The sequence below is a fragment of the Xanthomonas sp. 3075 genome, assembly GCF_014197275.1.
Taxonomy (GTDB): Bacteria; Pseudomonadota; Gammaproteobacteria; order Xanthomonadales; family Xanthomonadaceae; genus Xanthomonas; species Xanthomonas campestris_B.
In genome coordinates this window covers 42426-65378 of sequence record NZ_JACIFI010000018.1, presented here as the reverse complement: position 1 = coordinate 65378, position 22953 = coordinate 42426, and the positions used below count along the sequence as shown (strand labels likewise).

1 protein-coding gene is annotated in these 22953 nt (G+C 68.9%); it reads right to left on the bottom strand.

The features are described 5' to 3' along the window. Positions 1-277: 277 nt before the first annotated feature. Positions 278-22948, bottom strand: coding sequence for a non-ribosomal peptide synthase/polyketide synthase (locus GGR62_RS16050; RefSeq protein WP_184408853.1), 22671 nt, complete (start codon positions 22946-22948; stop codon positions 278-280). Positions 22949-22953 lie beyond the last annotated feature (5 nt).

Below are 22953 nucleotides of genomic sequence, written 5' to 3'. Positions count from 1 at the left end.
CGAAGTCGTTTTGTTAGCCGCTCTAAAGCTGCTCGGGCCAGCATGCGCGATATAGCGGGCGAGATCGCCCGATGCGCACTCTGGTCGCGAGCAGCGACCGTTGCGTGGCCGCCATATTCCGCAAGTGCGCATTGTTCGGACCGGCATTGCACGGGTTTCCCGTCGCGGCATGCCAGGTGCATCCTGCGCAGCGTTGATAGAAAGCGCGCGGGGCAGCGTTGCCGTCGAGCTGGGCTGCGCTCGACGGCGGACACGGGTGTATGCGGATCGAACCGACTCATGTGGAGTAGTCCTCGCGGTCGCCGGTCGTGATCATGTCGTCGCTGTGCATCTCGCTAGCGTCCAGCAGGACCGCGAGCGCGGCCACGCTGGAATGGGCGAACAGTTGCGAAACGGCGATGCGTCGCTGCAGCTGCGACTCGATGCGTGCGATCAGTTGCACCGCCAGCAGTGAATGACCGCCGACCTCGAAGAAGTCGTCATGGCGGCCTATCGTCTCCAGGCCGAGCAGCTCGCACCATAGACGCGCCAGGGCCTGCTCGCTCGCGCCTTGCGCCGCTTCGCCGCTGCGCGCCTGGCCGGTGTCGCTCGGCAATGCGTTGCGGTCGAGCTTGCCGTTGACCGTGAGCGGTAGCCGTGGCAGCGGGATGTAGGCGGCCGGTTGCATATAGTCGGGCAATCGGTCGATCAGCCAGGGGCGCAGGCGCTGGCACAGCGCGGTTTCTTCGGCTGCGGCGTCGGCGACGATGTACGCCAGCAGGCGCGGTTGATTGGCAAGGTCGAGTTGGACATGCACCACCGCCTGCGCCACCTGCGGGTGGCTGCCGAGCACGGCCTCGATCTCGCCCGGTTCGATGCGGAAGCCACGCAGCTTCAGTTGCGCGTCGGCGCGCCCGAGGAAGTCCAGGCTGCCGTCTTCCCGCCAGCGGGCCAGGTCGCCGGTACGGTACATGCGCTCGCCGGGTGCGGTGGCATGCGGATCCGGCACGAACCGTTCGGCGGTCGCGCCGGGGCGCCCGACGTAGCCCTGGGCCAGGCCGGCACCGGCCAGATGCAGCTCGCCGGGAATGCCGATGGGCACCGGCTTGCCGCGGGCGTCGAGCAGACGCACCTGCATGTGGCGGATCGGCTGCCCGATCGGAACACGCCGATCCGGCGGCGGTGGCTGGCGCAGGGCGAGGGTGGTGGCGAACTGGGTGGTCTCGGTCGGTCCGTAGGTCTGCAGCACTTGCTCCGGCGCCTCGGCAGAACCCAGTAGCAGGGACAGCGCATGTGGATCGGCAACATCGCCGCCGGTGATCAGATAACGCAATCTGGGCAGGGAGGTTGCCAGTTGCGGTGCGTACGCCCGCAACACACCGGCCACCAGGATCAGGACGCTGATCGCTTGTGTGCGGACGAAGCCCGCCAATGCGTTGGGATCGAGCACCACCGCCTGCGGCACCACCACCACGCAGGCACCGCACAGCAGCGGCGCCCAGACTTCCAGGGTGGTGGAGTCGAATGCCGGGTTGGAGGCGAAGGCGAAGCGGTCCTGCGCTTTCCAGTCGGCGTAGTCCGGCGCGGCAACCAGATTGAGAATGCCGCGATGGGTGATGACCACGCCCTTGGGCACACCGCTGGAGCCGGAGGTGTACATGACGTAGGCAGGCGCGTTGCCCGGCACCGCCGCAGCAGAGAACCGCTCCGCTGTGGCGGTCGGCGCATCCACGTCGACCGCCAGGCAGTGCAGTGCGCCGGCCCAGGCCGGACGTGCCTGTGGTGGATGCAGCAGCGCGGTGGCGCGGCAATCCTCCAGCAATTGCGCCAGGCGCAGGGCGGGCTGTTGCGGGTCCAGCGGCAGGTAGGCGGCGCCCAGCTTGAGGATGGCCAACTGCGCGATCACCAGGGCCGCACTGCGCGGCAGTACCGTCGCCACCGTGGCGCCGGCGCCGATGCCGGCAGCACGTAGCTGCTGCGCCAAGGCGTCCGAGCGCGCATCCAGATCGGCGTAGTCCAGCTGCAGCGTCCCGTCGCAGACGGCCGGCGCAGCGGGCGTGCGTTGCGCCTGTTGCGCAAAGGCGGCATGCACGCTGGCCGGCAGCGGCTGCACCGCTTCGCAGTGGCTATCGTGCGCCAGCCGCTGCGGCGCGTGGGTATGCAGCGGCAGGTCGTCGGCCACCTGGGCCTCGCCGGCATCGGCGAGGGCGCTTAGCAGCGCCTGGTAATAGGCCAGATGCCGCTGCAGTGTGGCGCGTTCGAACAACGCCGTTGCATAGACCAGCGAACCGACGATGCCGTCGCGGCCGACGCGCATTTCCAGGGCCAGATCGGCCAGCGCGACCGGGTTGCCGCCTTGCAGCGGCTGCAACTGCAGGCCGGGCATGTCCAGTGCGCCCGACGGCGTGGTGTCGGACGAAAATAGCGCCTGGCACAACGGGGCGTGCGCGAGCGTGCGGGTGGGCTGGACCGCTTCGATGACGCGGTCGAACGGTAGCTCCTGGTGCGCCTGCGCGCCGAGCACCGCGTTGCGGACGCGTTCCAGCAATTGCGCGACGCTGGGACGCCCGGACAGGTCGATACGCAGCGCAACGGTATTGACGAAGAAACCGATCAAGGGTTCGAGTTCGCTGCGATCGCGGCCGGCAAGCGGGGTGCCGATCACGACTTCCTCCTGGCCGCTGTAGCGGTGCAGCAGCAGCGCCCAGGCGGCGAGCAGGGTCATGAACGGCGTGACCCGATGGCGCACGCTCAGGGCATGCAGGCCCGAACTCACCGTGGCGGGAAGCGAGAAGGCGATGCTGTCGCCGTGGAAGTCCTGCCGTGCCGGACGCGTGTGGTCGGTTGGCAGTGCCAGTAGCCGCGGTGCGTCGCGCAGGCGCTCGCGCCAGTAATCGAGCTGACGCTGCAGAACCTCGCCCTCCAGCCAGCGGCGCTGCCACACCGCGACATCGGCGTACTGCAGCGGCAAGGGCGGCAGCGGATCGCACTCGTGCTGGGCATAGGCCGTGTACAGCGCACCCAGTTCGCCGATCAGCACGCCCATCGACCAGCCATCGCAGACCAGGTGATGCAGGGTGATCAACAGCACGTGCTGCTGCGGCGCCAGACGCAGCAGATGGCCGCGCACCAGCGGGGCCGCCGGATCGAAGGCGGTCTGGCGTTCGTCTGCGCACAGTTGCTGCACCCGCGAGGCTGAGTCATCCAGCGCGGACAGGTCGCTCTGGCGCAAGACAAATCCGGTGTCGGCCGGCAGCACCTCTTGCCGCGGCTCGCCAGCGCTGGCGACGATGCGTGTGCGCAGCGTTTCGTGGCGCGCGACGATCCGGTCCAGGGCCTTGCGCAGCGCCGGCAGGTCCAGCGCACCGTCCATGCGCATGCCGGTACAGACCAGATAGGCGAGGTCGGTTTCGGGGTCCAGCTGCGACAGGAACCACAGCCGCTGCTGGGCGAAGGACAACGGCAGCAGCGTGTCCCGTGCGACCGGCAGGATCGGCGGCAGGGTGTCCGCTGCGGCGGCCGCGACGCAGCCGGCGAAGTCGGCCAGACGCGGATGGGCGAAGATGTCGGCCAGGCCGACATCGACGCCGAAATGGCTGCGCAGCCGCGAGGCCAGGCGTACCGCGAGCAGGGAATGCCCGCCGAGCGCGAAGAAGCTGTCCTCGCGGCCGACGCGGTCGCAGCCGAGCAGTTCGGCCCACAGCGTGGCCAGCGCCTGCTCGAAGGGTCCGCGCGGCGGCACATGGCCTTGGGCCTGGATCTGCATGCCGGTGTCCGCCGCCGGCAGCGCGTGGCGATCCAGCTTGCGGTTTGGCGTCAGCGGCAGTGCGTCCAGGCGGACATAGGCATTGGGCAGCATGTAGTCGGGCAGGCGCTGTGCGAGGTGCGCATGCAGGCTGTCCGGATCGAGTGCGTCGGCAACCACGTAGGCCACCAGGCGCGTCGCCGCGGTGGCGTCCTGGCGCGCGCAGACCACCGCCTCGCGCACGCCCGGATAGTCCAGCAGCACGTTTTCGATTTCGCCCAGTTCGACCCGGAACCCGCGCAGCTTGAGTTGCTGGTCGTTGCGGCCGAGAAACTCCAGGCTGCCGTCCGCGTTCCAGCGCGCCAGGTCGCCGGTGCGATACATGCGCTGGCCAGGGCCAAGCGCGAACGGGTCGGGCAGGAACCGTTCCGCGCTCAGTGCCGGCTGCGCGTGGTAGCCGCGACCGACCTGGGCGCCTGCGACATACAGCTCGCCGGCCACGCCGATCGGCAGCGGACGGCGGCGCGCATCGAGCACATACAGGCGCGCGTGGCGCAGCGGCGTGCCGATGCCGATGCGGGCGGTGCTGGCATCGGCGGCGCACAGGCGGGCGGCGGTGCAGGAGATCGCGGTCTCGGTGGGGCCATAGGTGTTGACCAGGACGATCGCCTGTAGGCCCAGGTCGTACCACTGCTGCAGGTGGAATGGCGACAGCACGTCGCCGGTGATGTTGATCAGGCGCACCTGCTGGAGCTGCTGGCGGGCCTGCTCGGGCGCCTGCGTCCATGCGCTCACCAGCGCATGCCAATGCGCGCTGGTCAGATGCAGCACGCTGGCGGGCGTTGGGGTGGCAGCCGCGTCCAGCGGCAGCGGCGCCAGCCGCAGGCAGGCGCCGGCGATCAGCGCCGGCAGCAGTTCTTCCAGCGACAGATCGAAGTTGATCGAATTCTGCTGCAGCACGCAGTCCTCGCCGCTCAGGCCGAACAGTTCGGCGGCGGCGACACAGTAGGCGGCCAAGGCACCGTGCTCGATCATCACGCCCTTGGGACGTCCGCTGGAGCCGGAGGTATAGATCAGATAGGCCAATTGCTCGGCGCGGGGAGCGGGCAGGGCGGTCGGCGCGGCGATGGCCGCGTCGTTGCCGTCGTCGTAGCACAGCAGCGGGACGTCGGCCTGCGGGGGCAGCGTGTGTGCGCACGCGGAGGTTGTCAGCAGCAACTGCGGCTGGCAGTCGCGCAGGATGTCGGCACGGCGTTGCTCGGGATACTCGGGGTCCAGCGGCACGTAGGCCGCGCCGGCCTGCAACACGCCCAGCAGCGTTGCCACCAGATCGATGCCGCGCGGCATGCACACCGCCACCCGCGCTTCCGGCCCGATGCCCAACGCACGCAGGCGGCAGGCCAGATGCTCGGCGCGTTGCGCGAGTTCTTCATAGCTGAGGGTGGTGCCGTCGGCATCGATCAGCGCCGGTGCCTGCGGAGTGCGCGCCGCCTGCATGGCGAACAAGTGCGATACGCCAGCGTCGGGTGCGTCGGTGGGCGCCGGGTTGAATCCGGCGACGATGCCGGTGCGCATGCTCTCCGGCAGGATGTCGAGGTCGTGCAATGCGGTGCCTGGCGCATCGGCCAGCGCTCGCGCGAGTTGCTGCAAGGCTTCGAGCATGAGATGCCCGACCGACTCCGGTGCGACCGCTGGGCCGGTCTGGACATCCAGCCAGAAACCGCGGTCGTCATCGTTCACCGACAACGACAGCGGATAGTTGGTGCGTTCGCTGGCGCCAAGCGATTGCATGCCACCCCAATCCGGCACCTGGTCCAGCACCTGGCTGCCGCCGACGTGGCGGTAGTTGAGCAGGGCGGTGAACAACGGTGCCGGTGCGGCGACGCCGCTGCAGCGCTGGGCCAGGCTCAACGGCGCGTGTTCGTGCTGCATGAGCATCGCCAACAGGGCCTGCACCGTGCCTGCGGCATCGGCCACGCTGGTGGCGTCGATGCGCAGGCGCAGCGGCAAGGTATTGAGGAACATGCCCAGCACGCGGTGGATGCCGCTGCCGCCCTGCATGCGGCCGAACAGCGTGGTACCGAACACCACGTCGTCGCGTCCGCTGGTCGTGGCCACCACCAGCGCATAGGCCAGATGGAACAGGCTGGCCATGCCTACGTCCAGCACCCGCGCCTGCGCGCGCAGCGCCTGGGTCAGCGCGTCGGGGACCGGCAGGCGCGCTTCGCGCACATTGCTGCCGTCGCCGTGCACATCGAGCATGCCGTACGGCGCCGTGGTCTGCGCGACGTCGCCCAGCAGTTCGCCGAAGAACGCTTCCTGCGCCTGTGCCGAACCGCCCAGCCGCGCACGGGCGACGAACTCGCGGAACGGCAGCGGTGCCGGCAGGGACTGCTCCTGGCCGGCCAGGAACGCGCCGACTTCCTCGATGGCCAGATCCATCGAGGTGTGGTCCATCACCAGGTGGTGGTAAAGGAGGCCGAGCAGCCAGCGCTGGTGAATGGTGTCGTGGAGCAGATGTGCATGCAGCAGTGGTGCCTGCTGCGGGTCGATCCGCGCCTGCGGCGATGTGAGGCAGCGCTGCAGTTGCGCCAACGCGTCGCTGCCGTCGAGGACATGGGAATGCAGCCGCAGCGGAGCGTGTCGCCAGACCACCTGCACCGCTTCGCGGACCCCATGCCAGACGAAGGCGGTGCGCAGGATGTCGTGGCGGGCGATCACGCTGTTCAGTGCGGCCAGGAACCGATCCAGCTCGGCACGCGTGGCGAACGCATGCAGGCCGGGCATGACGTAAGGGTCGCTGTCGGTGTGTTGCAGATGGTGGAACAGCAGGCCTTCCTGCAGCGCGGCGAGTGGATAGATGTCCTGCACGTTGGCGGCGCCGCCTGCAACGGTCGTCACCACCGCATCGATCTCGGTCTGGGTCAGGACCACCAGCGGCAGATCGTCGGGCACGATCCGCGCGCAATCGCGCGTGATGCGGTTGGCCGGCACCGGCACGACCGCCGCCGGACGCAGCGCATCGGCCAGCGTGGCCAGCACCGGTGTCTTGAACAGGTCGCCGACGTCCAACTGCCAGCCCGACTGCTGCAGGCGTTCGATCAACAGGATCGCCAGCAGCGAGTCCCCGCCGAGAGCGAAAAAGCTGTCCTGGCGGCCGACCCGGTCGATCTCCAGCAGCTCGCTCCACAGCGCGGCCAGCAGGGTTTCCCGCTCGCCTTCGGGGGCCGCATAGGCCTGCGCGGCGCGCGCGTCCGCGCCCGGCGCCGGCAGGGCGCGGCGATCGAGCTTGCCGTTGGCGGTCAGCGGCAGCGCGTCGAGTCGCACATAGGCGGTCGGCAGCATCACCTCGGGCAGGCGTATGGCCAAGGTGTCGCGCAGCGCCAGCGGGTCGGCCTGGTCGGGCCGTTTGGTGAGCAGATAGGCGACCAGGCGCGGCTGGCCGGGGGTGTCTTCGCGCAGCAGCACGGCGGCGTCGTGCACGCCGGGGCAGGCGCGCAGGGCGGCGGCGATTTCGCCCAGCTCGATGCGGAAGCCGCGCAGCTTGACCTGATCGTCGTTGCGGCCGAGGAAGTCCAGCGTGCCGTCGGTACGCCAGCAGGCCACATCGCCGCTGCGGTACATGCGCTGGCCGGGCTGTTCTGCGAACGGATCGGGGACGAAGCGTTCGGCGGTCAGGTCGGGGCGGCCGAGGTAGCCGCGGGCGAGCTGCGGGCCGGCGATATGCAGGTGGCCGCTGACACCAATCGGGGCCAGTTGACCGTGCGCATCCAGGACATAGAGCCGTAGATGATCTATCGGTCGGCCAATCGGCACCCGGCCACTCGGGGCCAGGGCATCGTCGGCGGTGGTGGCGTGGACCACGCAGCCGACCACGGTCTCGGTGGGGCCGTATTCGTTGATGATCCGCGTGTGCGGTACGAGCGTTTGCCAGCGTTCCAGGGTCGCTGCAGGCAGGGCTTCGCCGCCGATCACCATCACTGCCGGGCTGAGTGGTCCTGGATGGTCGGCCAGTTGCTGTCCGAGCGCTTGCAGATGGGCCGGCGTGAGTTTGACCAGGCCCAGGGGGGTGGGATCGCACAGGCGCTGGCGCAAGGCGTCCAAGGTGTCGTGCTCTGGCAGCAGTTCGACTCTGGCGCCGCATAGCAGCGGCGCCAGCAGGCTGGTGAGGGTGGCATCGAAGGCGAGCGAAGAAGACACCACCGCGCTGGGGAACGGTCGATAGGTGGCGATGGCCCATTGCAGGTAATGGGTGGCACCTGCGTGGGTGAGCAACGTGCCCTTGGGTTGTCCGGTGGAGCCGGAGGTGTAGATCACATAGGCCAGGTTGTCCGGGCACAGGCCGGGCACGCTCGGTGCGCCGGGATCTTCAGCGTGTGCGTCCTTATCCAAAGTCAGCACGCTGATGCTTTGCATGGCACTGCCGATGGAGTGGAGCCGCTCGCGCAGTTCGCCACAGGTCAGCACCACGCGCGGGCGGCTGTCGGCGAGCAGGAAGGCCAGGCGTTCGTCGGGCAGCTCCGGGTCCAGCGGCAGGTAGGCGGCGCCGGCCTTGAGCGTGGCCAGCAGCGCCACGACCTGCTCGATGCCGCGCGGCAGGTACAGGGCAACCCGGCTCTCCGGTCCAACGCCCAGTTTGTGCAGGCGATGGGCCAACCGGTTGGCGCGCGCCTCGAGCGCGGCGTAGCTGAGTTCGACGGTGTCGGCGAGCACTGCGATGGCATCGGGCGTGCGGCGCACCTGGTCTTCGAACAGGTGGTGGATGCACCTGGCCTGCGCCAGCGGAGCGGTCTCGGTGACGGTGAAGCGCTGCAGCTGGGCGCGTTCGTCGGCGGGCAGCAGATCCAGGGCGCGCAAGCTCGTGTCCGGCGCCTGCTCCAATGCCTGCACCAATCCCTGCACGGCCTGCAGCATCAACGCGATGACGCGCGCTGCGCCGATGCGTTGGTCCACCTGTGCTTCCAGCGAGAAGCCTGCGTTCGCGGCGATGTCGTCGACCGAGAGCGTCAGTGGGTAACTGGTGCGATCCTCCGACTCCAGCATTTGCGTACCGAGCCAGGCCTGCGACGTCTCGGCCGGTGTCTGCACCGCGCTGCCGCCGGCATGGCGGTAGTTGAGCAATGCGATGAACAGCGGTGCGGGCGCGGCGATGCCACTGCAGCGCTGTGCCAGGGCCAGCGGGGCATGTTCGTGATGGATCAATTGGGCGAGCCGCTGCTGGGTGTCGCGTACGCACTGAGCGACGCCGCGACCGTCGCGTCGCAGGCGGATGGGCAGGGTGTTGATGAACATGCCCAGCACCCGGTGTGCACCGCTGCCGGCGTGCATGCGTCCGAACAGGGTCGTGCCGAACACCACATCGTCCCGGCCGCTGCTTTGGGCCAACAGCAGTGCATAGGCCAGATGGAACAGGCTGGCGGGGCTGACGTCGAGACGGCGCGCTTGCAGGCGCAAGGCGGTGCAGAGCGGTTGTGGCAAGGACTGCCGGATCTGTTCGATATCCGCGCCACTGCCGCGCACTTCCCACAAGCCGAACGGCGCGGTGGGGGTGTCCAGATCACCCAACTGCTGGGTGAAGAAGGCGCGGTGCTCGTCGTCGCTCACGCCCAGGCGTGCCTGGGCGACCAGAGTGCGGAATGGCAGAGGCTCGGGCAACTGCTGCTGTCGTTCGTCCAGATGCGCATGTACTTCTTCGATCAACAATTCCAGGGTGGTGTGATCGATCATCAGGTGATGGGTCTGCAGGCCCAGCAGCCAGCGTGACTGCTGCGGATCTTCGGCGAGATGACCACGGAGCAGCGGTGCCTGGCCGACATTGATGCGGATGCTGCGTGGATCCATGTGCCGTTTCAGCGCTGCCAGTACATCGGGGGCATCGATGCTGTGTTCGTGCCGCGGCAGCGAGGCATGGCGCCAGACGATCTGCACCGGCATGGGCAGGCCTTGCCAGGCGAAGCTGGTGCGCAGGATGTCGTGGCGGGCGATGACTGCGTCCAGCGCGGCGACGAAGGCGTCCAGGTACGCGCGGCTGTCGAAGGCCAGCACGCTGAAGCTCAGGTAGGCATCGCCCACCGGGCTGGCCCGATGATGGAACAACAAGCCTTCCTGCAAGGCGGTCAGCGGGTAGATGTCCTGCACGTTGGCCGCGCCGCCTTCGACGCTGGCCACGGCCGCGTCGATCTCGGCCTGGGTCAGCTGGACCAGCGGCAACAGCTCGGGGGTGATGCGGGTGCAGTCGGGCGGGATACGGTTGGGCGGCACCTCCACCGCACCGCTGGGACGCAGCGCGGCGGCCAGGTCGGCCAGGGTGGTGGCGCCGAACAGGGCACGCACCTGCAGCTCCCAGCCATGCTGGCGCAGGCGTTCGATCAGCTTGATCGCCAGCAGCGAGTGCCCGCCCAGGGCGAAGAAGTTGGCGTGGCTGCCGACCCGTTCGACGCCAAGCAGCTCGCTCCACAGGGCGGCCAGCATGCGTTCCAGCGCGCCTTCCGGTGCGACGTAGGCCTGCGCGGCGAGCGCATCGGCATCGGGTGCCGGTAGCGCACGGCGATCGAGCTTGCCGTTGGGCGTCAGCGGCAGCACATCGAGCTGCACATAGGCGGTCGGCAGCATGACCTCGGGCAGGCGGGTGCCGAGCTGGGTACGCACGGCGTCGGCGTCGAACGTGACCTCGGCGTCGCCGACCAGATAGGCGACCAGGCGGTTGTCGCCATTGCTGTCGGCACTGGCGAGTACCACCGCCTCGCGCACGCCGTGGCACGTCCGCAGGGCGGCCTGGATCTCGCCCAGTTCGATGCGCACGCCACGGATCTTGACCTGCGCGTCGTTGCGGCCGAGGAAGTCCAGCGTGCCGTCGGCACGCCAGCGGGCCAGGTCGCCGGTGCGGTACAGGCGCGCACCCGGGTGCTCGGCGAACGGGTCGGGCACGAAGCGCTCGGCGGTCAGGTCCGCACGGCCGAGATAGCCGCGCGCCAGACCGTGGCCGGCGATATGCAGTTCGCCACTCACGCCGATCGGCGCGGGGCGGCCGCGCGGATCGAGCACGTACAGGCGCACGTTATCCAGCGGCCGGCCGATCGGCAGGTGCTCGCCGTCCTGGACCCCGTCCAGATGCAGGCTGGCGCAGACGCTGGCCTCGGTGGGGCCGTAGGCGTTGATCACCCGGGTCTGCGCCTGCCAGTCGCGGGCCAGGTCGGCGTCGGCCGCCTCGCCGGCCAGCACCAGGGTCTGCACGCTGGGGCAGCGGGCCTGCGCGGGCAGCGAGGCCAGTACCGTCGGGGTCACGGTCAGATGGGTGATGCGCTGGTCGTTGATGACCTCCAGCAGCGCCTGTCCGGCCAGCGCCTCGGCGGGCGGGACGTGCAGGCAGGCACCCGCCAGCCAGGCCATCAACAGTTCGGAAATACAGGCGTCGAAGCCGATGCTTGCCAGTTGCAAGACGCGGCTGGACGGCTGCACAGCGAAGGCGGCGATCTGGGACTGGGCCAAATTGACCAGGCCGCGATGGCTGACCATGACGCCCTTGGGCTGTCCGGTGGAGCCGGAGGTGTAGATGACGTAGGCCAGGTGGTCCTGGTGTAGGCCGTCGATGAGCGGCGCATGGTCGTGGGCCGGGTCCGCTGCGGGGAGCGGCGCATCGAGCAGCATCACGGTGGTGCGCTGCAGGGCGCGGCTGGCGGGCAGTTGCTGCTGCAGCTGGGCGTCGGTCAGCACCACGCGCACGCGCGCATCGGCGAGCATGAAGGCCAGGCGCTCGGTGGGGTGATCGGGGTCGAGCGGCACATAGGCACCGCCTGCCTTGAGCACGGCCAGCAGGGCGACCAGGCGCTCGGCGCCGCGTGGCAGGTACAGCGCCACGCGGGTGTCCGGGCGCACGCCGGCGGCGATCAGGCGATGGGCCAGGCGGTTGGCGCGCACATCGAGCTGGGCGTAGGTGAGCTGCAACTGCGCATCGGACAAGGCCGGTGCGTCGGGGCTGCGCCGGCATTGCGCGTCGAACAGCGGCTGCAGCAGGGGCGCCTCGGGCCATGGCGCGCTGCTGCGATTGAACTGCTGCAGCAATTGCGTGCGTTGGTCTGCGGGCAGCAGCGGCAGCGCGCTCACTGCGCAGTCCGTCTGTGCGGCCATGGCCTGCAACAACGCGATCCACATCCGCGTCCAGCGCTGCACGGTGGCGCGATCGAACAGCGTGCTGGCGTAGATCACCGAGCCACGCAGACCCGCATCGCTGTCGTTGATCGACCACCACAGATCGACCTGGGCGGAGACCTGTCCGACCGGCATCGAGGCGATCTGCAGTCCCGGCAGCGTCAGCTCCTCTTCCGGCGTGTTCTGCATCGCCAGGACCACCTGGTAGAGCGGTGCATGCGCCATGCTGCGGCTGGGGTTGAGCGCTTCGATGACCTGTTCGAAGGGCAGATCCTGATGCTCCTGCGCCGCCAGCGCGATGGCGCGTACCTGGGCCAGCAACTCGGCGACCGACGGATCGGCGGACAGGTCGATCCGCAGTGCCTGGGTGTTGAGAAACAGGCCGATCAGCGGTTCGAGTTCGCTGCGGCTGCGGTTGGCCACCGGGGAGCCGATGACGACCTCTTGCTGACCCGACAACCGCGCCAGCAGCACCGCCCAACCGGCCAGCAAGGCCATGAACAGGGTGGTGCCGTGGCGCTGGGCCAGGGCCTTCAGCGCGAGGCTGGTGTCCTGGTCCACCTGGAAGCTCAGCGCGTCGCCGCGATAGTCCTGCAGCGCCGGCCGTGGCCGGTCGGTGGGCAGGTCCAGCAGCTCCGGCGCGCCCTGCAGATGCTCCTGCCAGAAGCGGCGCTGGCGTTGCAGAGCCTGTTCGCCGAGCGCCCGCCGCTGCCAGGCCGCCACATCGGCGTACTGCAGCGGCAACGGCGGCAGCGGATCGGGCAAGCCGTCGATCATCGCGCCGTACAGCGCGACGAACTCGCGCACCAACACGGCGATGGACCAGCCATCGGCGACCAGATGGTGCAGGGTCAGAAACAGCACATGCGCGTGGTCGCCGAGCCGCAACAAGCGTCCGCGCGCCAGCGGGCCTTCGCTCAGGTCGAAGACACAGTTGGCCTCGTCTTGCGCGTGGGCCTGGATGTCGGTTTCGGGATCGGTGCACTGCGACAGATCGAAACGGCGCAGGGCGAAGCCGCTGTCGGGCGGGTCGATCTCCTGTACCGCTCCGCCATCGGCGGCGACGAACCGCGTGCGCAGCGTTTCATGCCGGGCCACGATCCGATCCAGCGCCTGCTGCAGGGCGTCGGCCGCGAGTGCACCGTGCAGGCGCAGGCCGACCGGGATATGGCAGGCCAGGTTGGCGCGCGCGTCCAGTTGGGCGAGGAACCACAGGCGCTGCTGGGCGAAGGACAGCGGCAGCGGCTGGCCACGGTCGGCCGGCACGATGGCGGGCAGGGCGATGGCGGCGGCGCCTTCCAGCGCATGGGCCAGATCGGCCAGGCGTGGCTGGGCGAACAGCGTGGCCAGCGGCAGTTCCCGGCCCAGCGCGCCGCGCAGACGCGAGATCAGCCGCATCGCCAGCAGGGAGTGTCCGCCGAGGGCGAAGAAGTTGTCGTGGCGACCGATCTGCTCGATGCCGAGCAATTCGCTCCACAGTGCGGCCACTTGCGTTTCCAGCTCGCCTTGCGGTGCAACGTAGGCCTGCGCAACGAGCGCGTCGGCATCGGGTGCCGGCGGCAGTGCGCGGCGATCGAGCTTGCCGTTGGCGGTCAGTGGCAGTGCATGGAGATGTACATAGGCGGCCGGCAGCATCACCTCGGGCAGGCATGCGCTGAGCTGGGCACGCAACGCCTCGGCGTCGAGCACGGCGTCGCTGTCGCCGACCAGATAGGCGATCAACCGCGTGGCGTCTGGCAACGCGTCGCGGACCACGACCACCGCTTCGCGTACGCCAGCGCAGCCGCGGAGGACGGTTTCGACTTCGCCCAGTTCGATACGTACGCCGCGCAGCTTGATCTGGTCGTCGTTGCGGCCGAGATAGTCCAGCGCGCCGTCGGCACGCCAGCGCGCCAGATCGCCGGTACGGTACATGCGCTGGCCGGGCTGCTCGGCGAACGGATCCGGGACGAAGCGTTCGGCGGTCAGATCCGGGCGGCCCAGATAGCCGCGCGCCAGCTGCACGCCGGCGATCTGCAGTTCGCCGGGCACGCCGATGGGAGCCAACTGGCGATGCGGATCGAGCACGTGCAGGCGGGCATTGGCGATCGGCCGGCCGATCGGCACGCTGTTGAGGTCGGCGTCGGTGCATTCCCAGACGCTGACATCCACCGCCGCTTCGGTCGGGCCATACAAGTTGTACAGGCGGGCGTGTGGCAGGCGCTGACGTACGGCGTGGGCAAGATCCGCAGGCAAGGCTTCGCCGCTGCAGACGATGCGTTGCAGGTTGTGGCATGCGCCTTCGGGCAAGGCTTCCAGGAACACCCGCAGCATCGACGGCACGAAGTGCACGGTGTCGATGTGTGCCTGCTCGATCAGGTCGATCAGATAGGCGGGGTCCTTGTGGCCGCCGGGTTGCGCCAGCACCAGACACGCGCCTGCGCGCAGCGGCCAGAACAACTCCCATACCGAGACATCGAAGCCAACCGGGGTTTTTTGCAACACGCGCTGTTGGGGGTGCAGCTGCAGCGCCTGCTGCATCCACTGCAGGCGGTTGTCGATGCCGGCATGGGTGTTGACCACGCCCTTGGGCGTGCCGGTGGAGCCGGAGGTGTAGAGGACGTAGGCCGGATGCTGCGGGTGCAACGCCGCAACCGTGGGAGCGTGCGCGGGAGCCGACGTCCACGCCGTGGGTTGGGCATCCAACAGCAGGGTGTGCAGGTCATCGCGTGGCGCCAGCAGCGCGGCAGTGGCGCGATGGGCGAGCAATACGCTGGGCCGCGCATCGGCGAGCATGCCGTCCAGGCGCGCGGGCGGTGCGTCGACGTCCAGCGGCAGGTAGGCGGCGCCGGCCTTGAGGACGGCGAGCAGCGCCACGACCAGATCGATACTGCGCGGCAGGCAAATGGCCACACGGTCTTCAGGCGCCACACCGAGATCGACCAGGTGATGCGCGAGCTGATTGGCGCGGGCCTCGAGCGCGGCGTAGCTCAGTTCGATCTCAGCGTCGATCAGGGCGGTGGCCTGCGGCGTGCGTTGCGCCTGTTGTTCGATCTGCCGGTGCAGGTAGCCGGAACCGGTCAGATCGACGGCAGTGGCGTTGAAGTTGCGCAGTTCCGCGCGTTGGTTCTCCGGCAGCAGATCCAGCGCGTGCAAGGCGGTCTGCGGTGCGTGCTCCAGCGCCTGGACCAGCACCTGCACGGTCTGCAGCAGCATCGCGGCGATACGTTCGGTACCGATCTGTGGCACGCACTGCAGGTCCAATGAAAATCCACCGTCGGACTGTTCGTCGTTGACCGATACCATCAATGGGTAGTGCGTGCGCTCCTGACCGGCGATCTCTTGCACCTCCTCCAGAGGCCCGAGTGGCTTGGCGTCTTGGGACCCACCCAGCACAGCGCTGCCGCCGGCATAGCGGTAGTTGAGCAAGGCGTTGAGCAGCGGTGTGGACGGATCCAAGCCGCTGCAGCGCTGGGCCAGTGCAAGCGGTGCATGTTCGTGGTGCAGCAGCTGGGCCAGGCAGAGCTGGGTGTGGCGCAGCGCGTCCAGCACGCTGCCGCACGCCGTGCCCAGGCGGATCGGCAAGGTGTTGAGGAACATGCCTAGCACGCGGTCCACGCCGGCGCTGGCATGCATGCGTCCGAACAGCAGGGTGGCGAACACCGCCTCGTCGCGGCCACTGCTACGCGCCAGCACCAAGGCATAGGCCAGATGGAACAGGCTGGCGGCACTGACGCCGTAACGGCGCGCCTGGGCGCGCACCGCTTGGGCCAGCGGCATGGGCAACGCTTGGTGGAGAAAATGCAGCGAGGCCGGATCGCGTACCGGTGCGAGCACGCCGAAAGGCGCGGTGGGTGCATCGATGTCGCCGAGCATCGCGGTGAAAAATGCGGTGTGCTCCTGCTCGGAGACCCCGGCGTGGGCATGCGCGATGAAGTCGCGGAACGGTAGCGGCGGCGGCAGCTGGTGCTGCCGTCCACCCAGGTATGCCTGCACTTCTTCGATGACCAGTTCCAGGGTGGTGTGGTCCATCACCAGGTGATGGTGTTGCAGGCCGAGCAGCCAGCGTCCGGCGTTCGGGTCCTGGGCCAGATGGGCGCGGATCAGCGGTGCCTGTTGCAGGCTGGGTGCGGCCTCGGGCGCGTGCAGCCAGGCCAGCAGCCCGGTGGCCGGGTCTGGACCATCGAAGCGATGCAGGCGACGCGCCAGCGTGGCCTTGCGCCAGACCACCTGCAGCGGCGCAGACACGCCTTGCCAGACGAACCCGGTGCGCAGGATGTCGTGGCGGGCGATGACCTGGTCGAGCGCGTCGAGGAAGGCGTCGAGCTGCGCTTTCGACGGGAAACCGAGCACGGACGAATGCAGATAGGGGTCGGCGAGCGGATCGGCCAGGTGGTGGAACAGCAGGCCTTCCTGCAACGGCGCCAGCGGATAGATGTCCTGCACGTTGGCCGCGCCGCCGTCGACGCTGGCCACGACCGCATCGATCTCCGGCTGGGTCAGCGCGACCAGCGGCAGCAACTCGGGGGTGATGCGCGTGCAGTCGGGACCAATCGGGTTGGGCGGGACGATCACGTCGGACGCCGCCGCCAACGTTGCCGCCAAGCGCGATAGGGTCGGTGTGCTGAACAGGCTGCGTACGTCCAACTGCCAACCGAGCCGGCGCAGGCGTTCGATCAGTTTGATCGCCAGCAGCGAGTGGCCGCCGAGTGCGAAGAAATCATCGTTGCGGCCGACCTGTTCGACGCCGAGCAGCTCGCTCCATAGCGTGGCCAGCACGTGTTCGAGATCGCCCTGCGGGGCGACATAGGTGTGCAGGTCGAGTGCCTGCGCGTCGGGTGCCGGCAGCGCGGCGCGATCGAGCTTGCCGTTGCGCGTCAGCGGCAGCGCGTCCAGCTGCACGTACGCGGCCGGCAGCATGTGCTCGGGCAGACGCGCGGCGAGGTCGGCACGCAGTTTGGCTGGTTCCAACGCCGACCCGTCGCCGACGAGATAGGCGACCAGGCGTTTTTCTGCGGCGTCGCCGTGCGCGATGACCACTGCTTCCTGCACGCCAGCGCGGCCGCGCAAGGCCGCTTCGATCTCGCCTGGTTCGATGCGGAAGCCACGGATCTTGACTTGATCGTCGTTGCGTCCGAGGAACTCCAGCAGCCCGTCATCGCGCCATCGCGCCAGGTCGCCGGTCTTGTACATGCGCTCGCCGGCTTGTTCGGCGAACGGATCGGGGACGAAGCGTTCGGAGGTCACGTCGGGGCGGTGCAGATAGCCCTGCGCCAGCTGCGCGCCGGCCAGATGCAGTTCGCCGGCCACACCGATCGGAACCGGCTGACCGTGGTGGTCGAGCACATAGGCACGGCTGCCCGGCAATGGCCGGCCGAGCGGGATCCGCGCCGCGTCCGCGGCCACTGTCGCGACCGGGTGGACCACGCTGAAGGTGGTGGTCTCGGTCGGGCCATAACAATGCAGCAGCTGTTGCGGTGCGGCCTGGGCGAGGATCGCGGCGACGGTGCCGGCATCGACGCTGTCGCCGCCAGTGAGCAGGCAGCGCAGCGTCGGCAGGAATGTGCGCATAGCCTGCCAGTAGCCGGGCAACAGCCCGGCGGTCAGATGCAGGATGCTGACCTCGCTGGCGCTCAGGGACTGCGCCAGTGCGCTCGGATCGAGCAGGGTCTGCTGATCGACGATGACGATGGCCGCGCCGTGCAGCAGCGTGGCCCACACTTCGAACGTGCTGGCATCGAAGGCAGGATTGGCGAGGAAGGCGACGCGGTCCTGCGGCTGCAACGGCGCATGCTGCTGGCTGAGCGCGAAGGCCAGCACGGCCGCATGCGAGACGGCCACGCCTTTCGGGGTGCCGGTGGAGCCGGAGGTGTAGACGACATAGGCGACGCTGCCGGGCGTGACGCTGATGAGCGGTGTGTCGGCTTCTCCCGCGAGGGCTGCCCAGTCCAGCTGCAGACATGGCATGGACACTGCATCGAGCGGGCTATCGGCGTTGCACAGCAGCGCGGCGGCGGCGCAGTCGTGCAGCAGTGCGCGCAGGCGCGCTTGCGGCTGCGCCGGGTCCAGGGCGACATAGGCGGCGCCGCACATCAGCACCGCCAGTTCGGCCACGACCAACAGCGCCGAGCGCGGCAGCAGCAGCGCCACGCAGGCGCCCGGCGTGACGCCGGAGGCGAGCAGCCGTTGGGCCAGCACAGTGGCCTGCGCCTGCAACTCGGCATAGCTGACCACGCGCTCGCCGTCGATCAGTGCCGGTGCCGCGGGACGTTGACGCATCTGCGCCTGCAGGCGGGTGAGCAGCGTGTCGCCGATCGCAGGCGCTGCGGCGGGGTTGGCGTTGGCGTCGTGCAGCAGCCATTCGCGCTCGCCGGGCGGAAGAATCTGCAAGGCGCACAGCGGTGTGTCCGCTGCGCCACTCAGTGCCGCGTCCAGTTGCTGCAGCGCGTGCAGCATGAAGCCGGCCACGCGCTCGGCGGAGAGGCATGGGTCGATCTGCAGATCGAGCGAGAATCCATCGCCGTCGTCGTTGACCGACAGCGACAACGGATAGGTGGTGCGTTCGCGCGCCTGTACTACGCGCACGCCTTGCCATGCATCGTGCTGCGTCCCTTCTTGTGCTGCGGCCGGCGTGTGGCCTACGTACCGGTAATTGAGCAGGGCCGAGAACAGCGGCAGCGGCGCACGGATGGCGCTGCATTTGCGCACCGCAGTCAGCGCGACGTCTTCGTGGCACAGCAGTTCGGCCATCTCTGCCTGCATCCGGCGCACGGCATCGGTCACGCTGGTGGCGTCGATCCGCACGCGCAGCGGCAGCGTATTGAGGAACATGCCCAGGGCACGGTCGGCGCCGTCGCTACCGCTCAGGCGGCCGAACAGGACGGTGCCGAACACCACGTCGGTGCGTGCGCTGATGCGTGCCAGCAACAGCGCATAGGCCAGGTGGAACAGGCTGGACGCATTCACACCGAGGCGGCGGGCATGCGCACGCAGCGAGTGCGCAGTGTCGTGTGCGACCGGCACCCGCTGCTGCGCTGGTTCGCCGCCCTGCATGTCGTTGCGAAGCAGACCGAACGGCGTGGTCGGATGATCGACATCGCCCAGCATGCGACTGAAGAAAGGCACGTGCGCGGTGTCCCCGGCGCGCTGCGCCTGGGCGACGAAATTGCGGAACGGCAGCGGCGCGGGCAGTTGCTGCTGGTTGCCCGACAGGTACGCGCCGATCTCTTCGATGATCAGGTCCAGCGTGGTGTGGTCCATGACCAGGTGGTGTGCCAGCACACCGACGAGCCAGCGCTGCTGCGCCTGGTCTTCGGCCAGATGGGCTTGCAACAACGGTGCCTTGGCGAGGTCCAGGCGGGCATGTTCGGGTCCCATCCTGGTCAACAGCTGTGCCTGCACGTCCTGGCCCTGCAGTGCGTGCCGGTGGACCTGGATGGCGGCGCTGCGCCAGACCACCTGCACCGGTGCGGGCAGGTCCTGCCAGACGATGCTGGTGCGCAGGATGTCGTGACGCCCCACCACCTGGTCGAAGGCGCTCAGGAATGCGGCCGCGTGCTGTTCGGTCTCAAAGGCCAACACCGTGGTGTTCACGTAGGGATCGGCATCTGGATCGGCCAGGTGATGGAACAGCAGGCCCTCCTGCAGCGGGGCCAGCGGATAGAGGTCCTGGACGTTCGCCGCGCCGCCGTCGACGCTGCGGACGATGGCATCGATCTCGGCTTGCGTGAGCGTCACCAGCGGCAACAACGCGGGGGTGATGTGGGTGCAGCCGGCTGCGATCCGGTTCGGTGGAATCGCGGCAGCCGCCTCGGGCTTCAGCGTGTCGGCCACCGCTGCCAGGGTCGCGTGGGTGAACAGCGCACGCACGTCCAGTTGCCAGCCGTGTTGGCGCAGGCGTTCGATCAGCTTGATTGCCAGCAGCGAGTGACCGCCTAAGGCGAAGAAGTTATCGTGACGGCCGACTTTTTCGACGCCGAGCAGTTCGCTCCACAGCGTGGCCAGCAGCAGTTCCAGCTCGCCTTCCGGCGCGACGTAGGCCTGCGTTGCGAGTGCGTCGGCGTCCGGTGCCGGCAGGGCACGGCGATCGAGCTTGCCGTTGGCGGTCAGCGGCAGCGCATCGAGCTGCACGTAAGCGGCCGGCAACATGTAGTCGGGCAGACGCGCGCCGAGCTGGGTGCGCAACGCGTCGGCGTTGAGCGTGATATCGGTGTCGCCGACCAGGTAGGCGACCAGGCGCTTGTCGCCGGTGTTGTCTTCGCGGGCGATCACCGCTGCCTGGCGCACGCCATCGCAGCCGCGCAAGGCGGCCTGGATCTCGCCCAGTTCGATGCGGAAGCCACGGATCTTGACCTGCTCGTCGTTACGGCCGAGATACTCGAGGCTGCCGTCGGTACGCCAACGCGCCACGTCGCCGCTGCGGTACATGCGTTCACCTGGCCGCTCGGCGAACGGATCGGGGACGAAGCGTTCGGCGGTCAGGCCGGGGCGGCCCAGATAGCCCCGCGCCAGCCCGGCGCCGGCCACGTGCAGTTCGCCAGCCACGCCAACCGGCAGGCACTGGCCATCGTCTGCCAGCACATAGGCGCGCAGATCGGCCAGCGGCACGCCGATCGGGCTGCGCCCGGCGCGTTGCGCATCATCCGCACTGAGCGCATGCGCGGTGACATGCACCGTGGTTTCGGTGATGCCATACATGTTGATCAGCGCGGTGCGCTGACCGTGCTGGGCGAACCACGACGCCAGGGTGGCCGGTTGCAGCGCTTCGCCGCCGAAGATCACCATCCGCAGGTTGTGCTGCAAAGAGCTCTCACGTTGCGCATCGAGCAGTGCCTGGAAGGCGCTGGGGGTCTGATTGAGCACGCTCACGCGCTGCTGGCAGAGCAGGGCATGGAACGCGACCGGGTCGCGTGCGGTGTGCTGCGGCACCACCACCAGGCGGCCGCCGTGGGCCAGCGCGCCCCAGAGTTCCCACACCGAGAAATCGAAGGCGCAGGAGTGGAACAGGGTCCAGACATCCTCGGCAGTGGGTGCGACGCAGGCGCGGGTGGCGTGCAGCAGGCGCACGACCTGGGCATGGGCCACGACCACGCCCTTGGGGGTGCCGGTGGAGCCGGAGGTGTAGATGACGTAGGCCGGGTGTTGCGGCAGCACGTCGCTACGCTGCGGCGCGTGTGTCGGCTGCTGCGCCCATACCGGGTCAGCGTCCAGCAGCACCGTGGCGATCTCGGAATCGGTTGGCAGCGTGGCTGCCAACGCCCGATGGGCCAGCAGCAGGCGCGGCTGCGCATCGTCGAGCATGAAGGCCAGCCGCTGCGCGGGGTAGGCCGGGTCCAGCGGCAGATAGGCGGCGCCTGACTTGAGCACGGCCAGGATGGCTACGACCAGGTCGATGCCGCGCTCCAGATACAACGCCACGCGATCTTCCGGCCCGATGCCCTGGGCGATCAGGTGATGGGCGAGCTGGTTGGCACGGGCGTCGAGCTCGGTATAGCTGAGCGCGAGGTCGTCGTGCACCACGGCGATGGCGTGGGGCGTCTGCGCGACCTGCTGTTCGAACAATGTATGCAGACAGGCATCGTCGGCGAACACACGCTGCGTCTGCGCCAGCGTCTGCAGCCATTGCTGGCGCTCGGGCGCGCTCAGCAGCGGCAGCCGATCGACGCGTGCGCTGTCGTCGGCGACCATGCCGCGCAGCAGCGTGACGAACTGGGTCAGGTGACGTTCGATGGTGCTGCGCTCGAACAGCGCGGTGGCGTAAGTGAGCTGGCCGGCGATGCGCCCGCCGGTATTGCGCAACGACAGTTCCAGGTCGAACTTCGCGCTGTGATGGTCGGCGCGGAAACGTTCCAGGCTCAGTCCGGGCAGCGCGAACGTCTCCGGTGCACCCTCCTGCCAACTCAGCAACACCTGGAACAGCGGATGGCGGGAGAGGTCGCGGACCGGATTGAGCGCTTCGACGAGTTGCTCGAACGGCAGATCCTGGTGTGCCTGCGCTGCTCCCGCGAGAGCACGCACCTGGGCGAGCAACGCGGCGACGGTGGGATTGCCGGAAAGATCGACGTGCAGCGCCTGGGTATTGGCGAAAAAACCGATCACCGGCTCGAACTCGGCGCGATGGCGATTGGCCACTGGGCTGCCGATCACCACGCTGTCTTGACCGGACTGCCGCGACAGCAAGATGGCCCAGCTCGCCAGCAGGGTCACGAACAGCGTCACGCCATGGCGCTTGCTCAGCGCGGCGAGTGCGCTGCCCAGATCGGCATCGAGCACGATCTCCACGCGATCGCCGGCGTGATCCTGCACCGCTGGACGTGGGCGATCGCTGGGCAGGCTGAGCAAGGTCGGTGCCTGGCGAAGATGCGCAAGCCAGAAATCGAGCTGCGGCTGCAACCCGGGACCCTCGGCCTGGCGCCGTTGCCAGGCCACGATATCGGCGTATTGCAGGGACAAGGCCGGTAACGGATCGTCCACGCCCTGCGCCAGGGCGGTGTACAGCGTGCCCAGTTCGCGGATCAGCAGCTGCATCGACCAGCCATCGGAGACGATGTGGTGCATGGTCAACAGCAGCACGTGATCGTCTGCGGCCAGACGCAGCAGACGGCCGCGGATCAGCGGACCGTGTGCCAGGTCGAACGGGGTGGAGGCCTCCTGCAACGCATGCCGATGCGCCTCGGCCTGGGCCTCCGCTGGACTGTGCCGGGAGAGGTCGACGTGGGTCAGTGCGAAGCCGCTGCCGGCCGGATCGATCAACTGTTCGGCAGCGCCGTTCACCGTCACGATGCGGGTGCGTAAGGCCGCGTGCCGAGCCACGATCCGTTCCAGCGTCCGCTGCAATGCCGTCACCTGCAACGCGCCGCGCAGGCGCACACCGGCCGGGATCAGGTAGGCCGACGCGCTGCCTGGATCCAGTTGTGCGAGCAACCACAAGCGCTGCTGGGCGAACGACAACGGTATCGGCCGATCCGGGTCGCGCTGCGGGATGCTGTCGCTGTCGGCATCGGCCGCATCGGCGTCCTCCAACAGATTCCACAGGCGCTCGATTTCATCGGCGCTCAACGCGGACAGGTCGGCAGGCAGTGCGGGGGGCGATGGCATGGTCG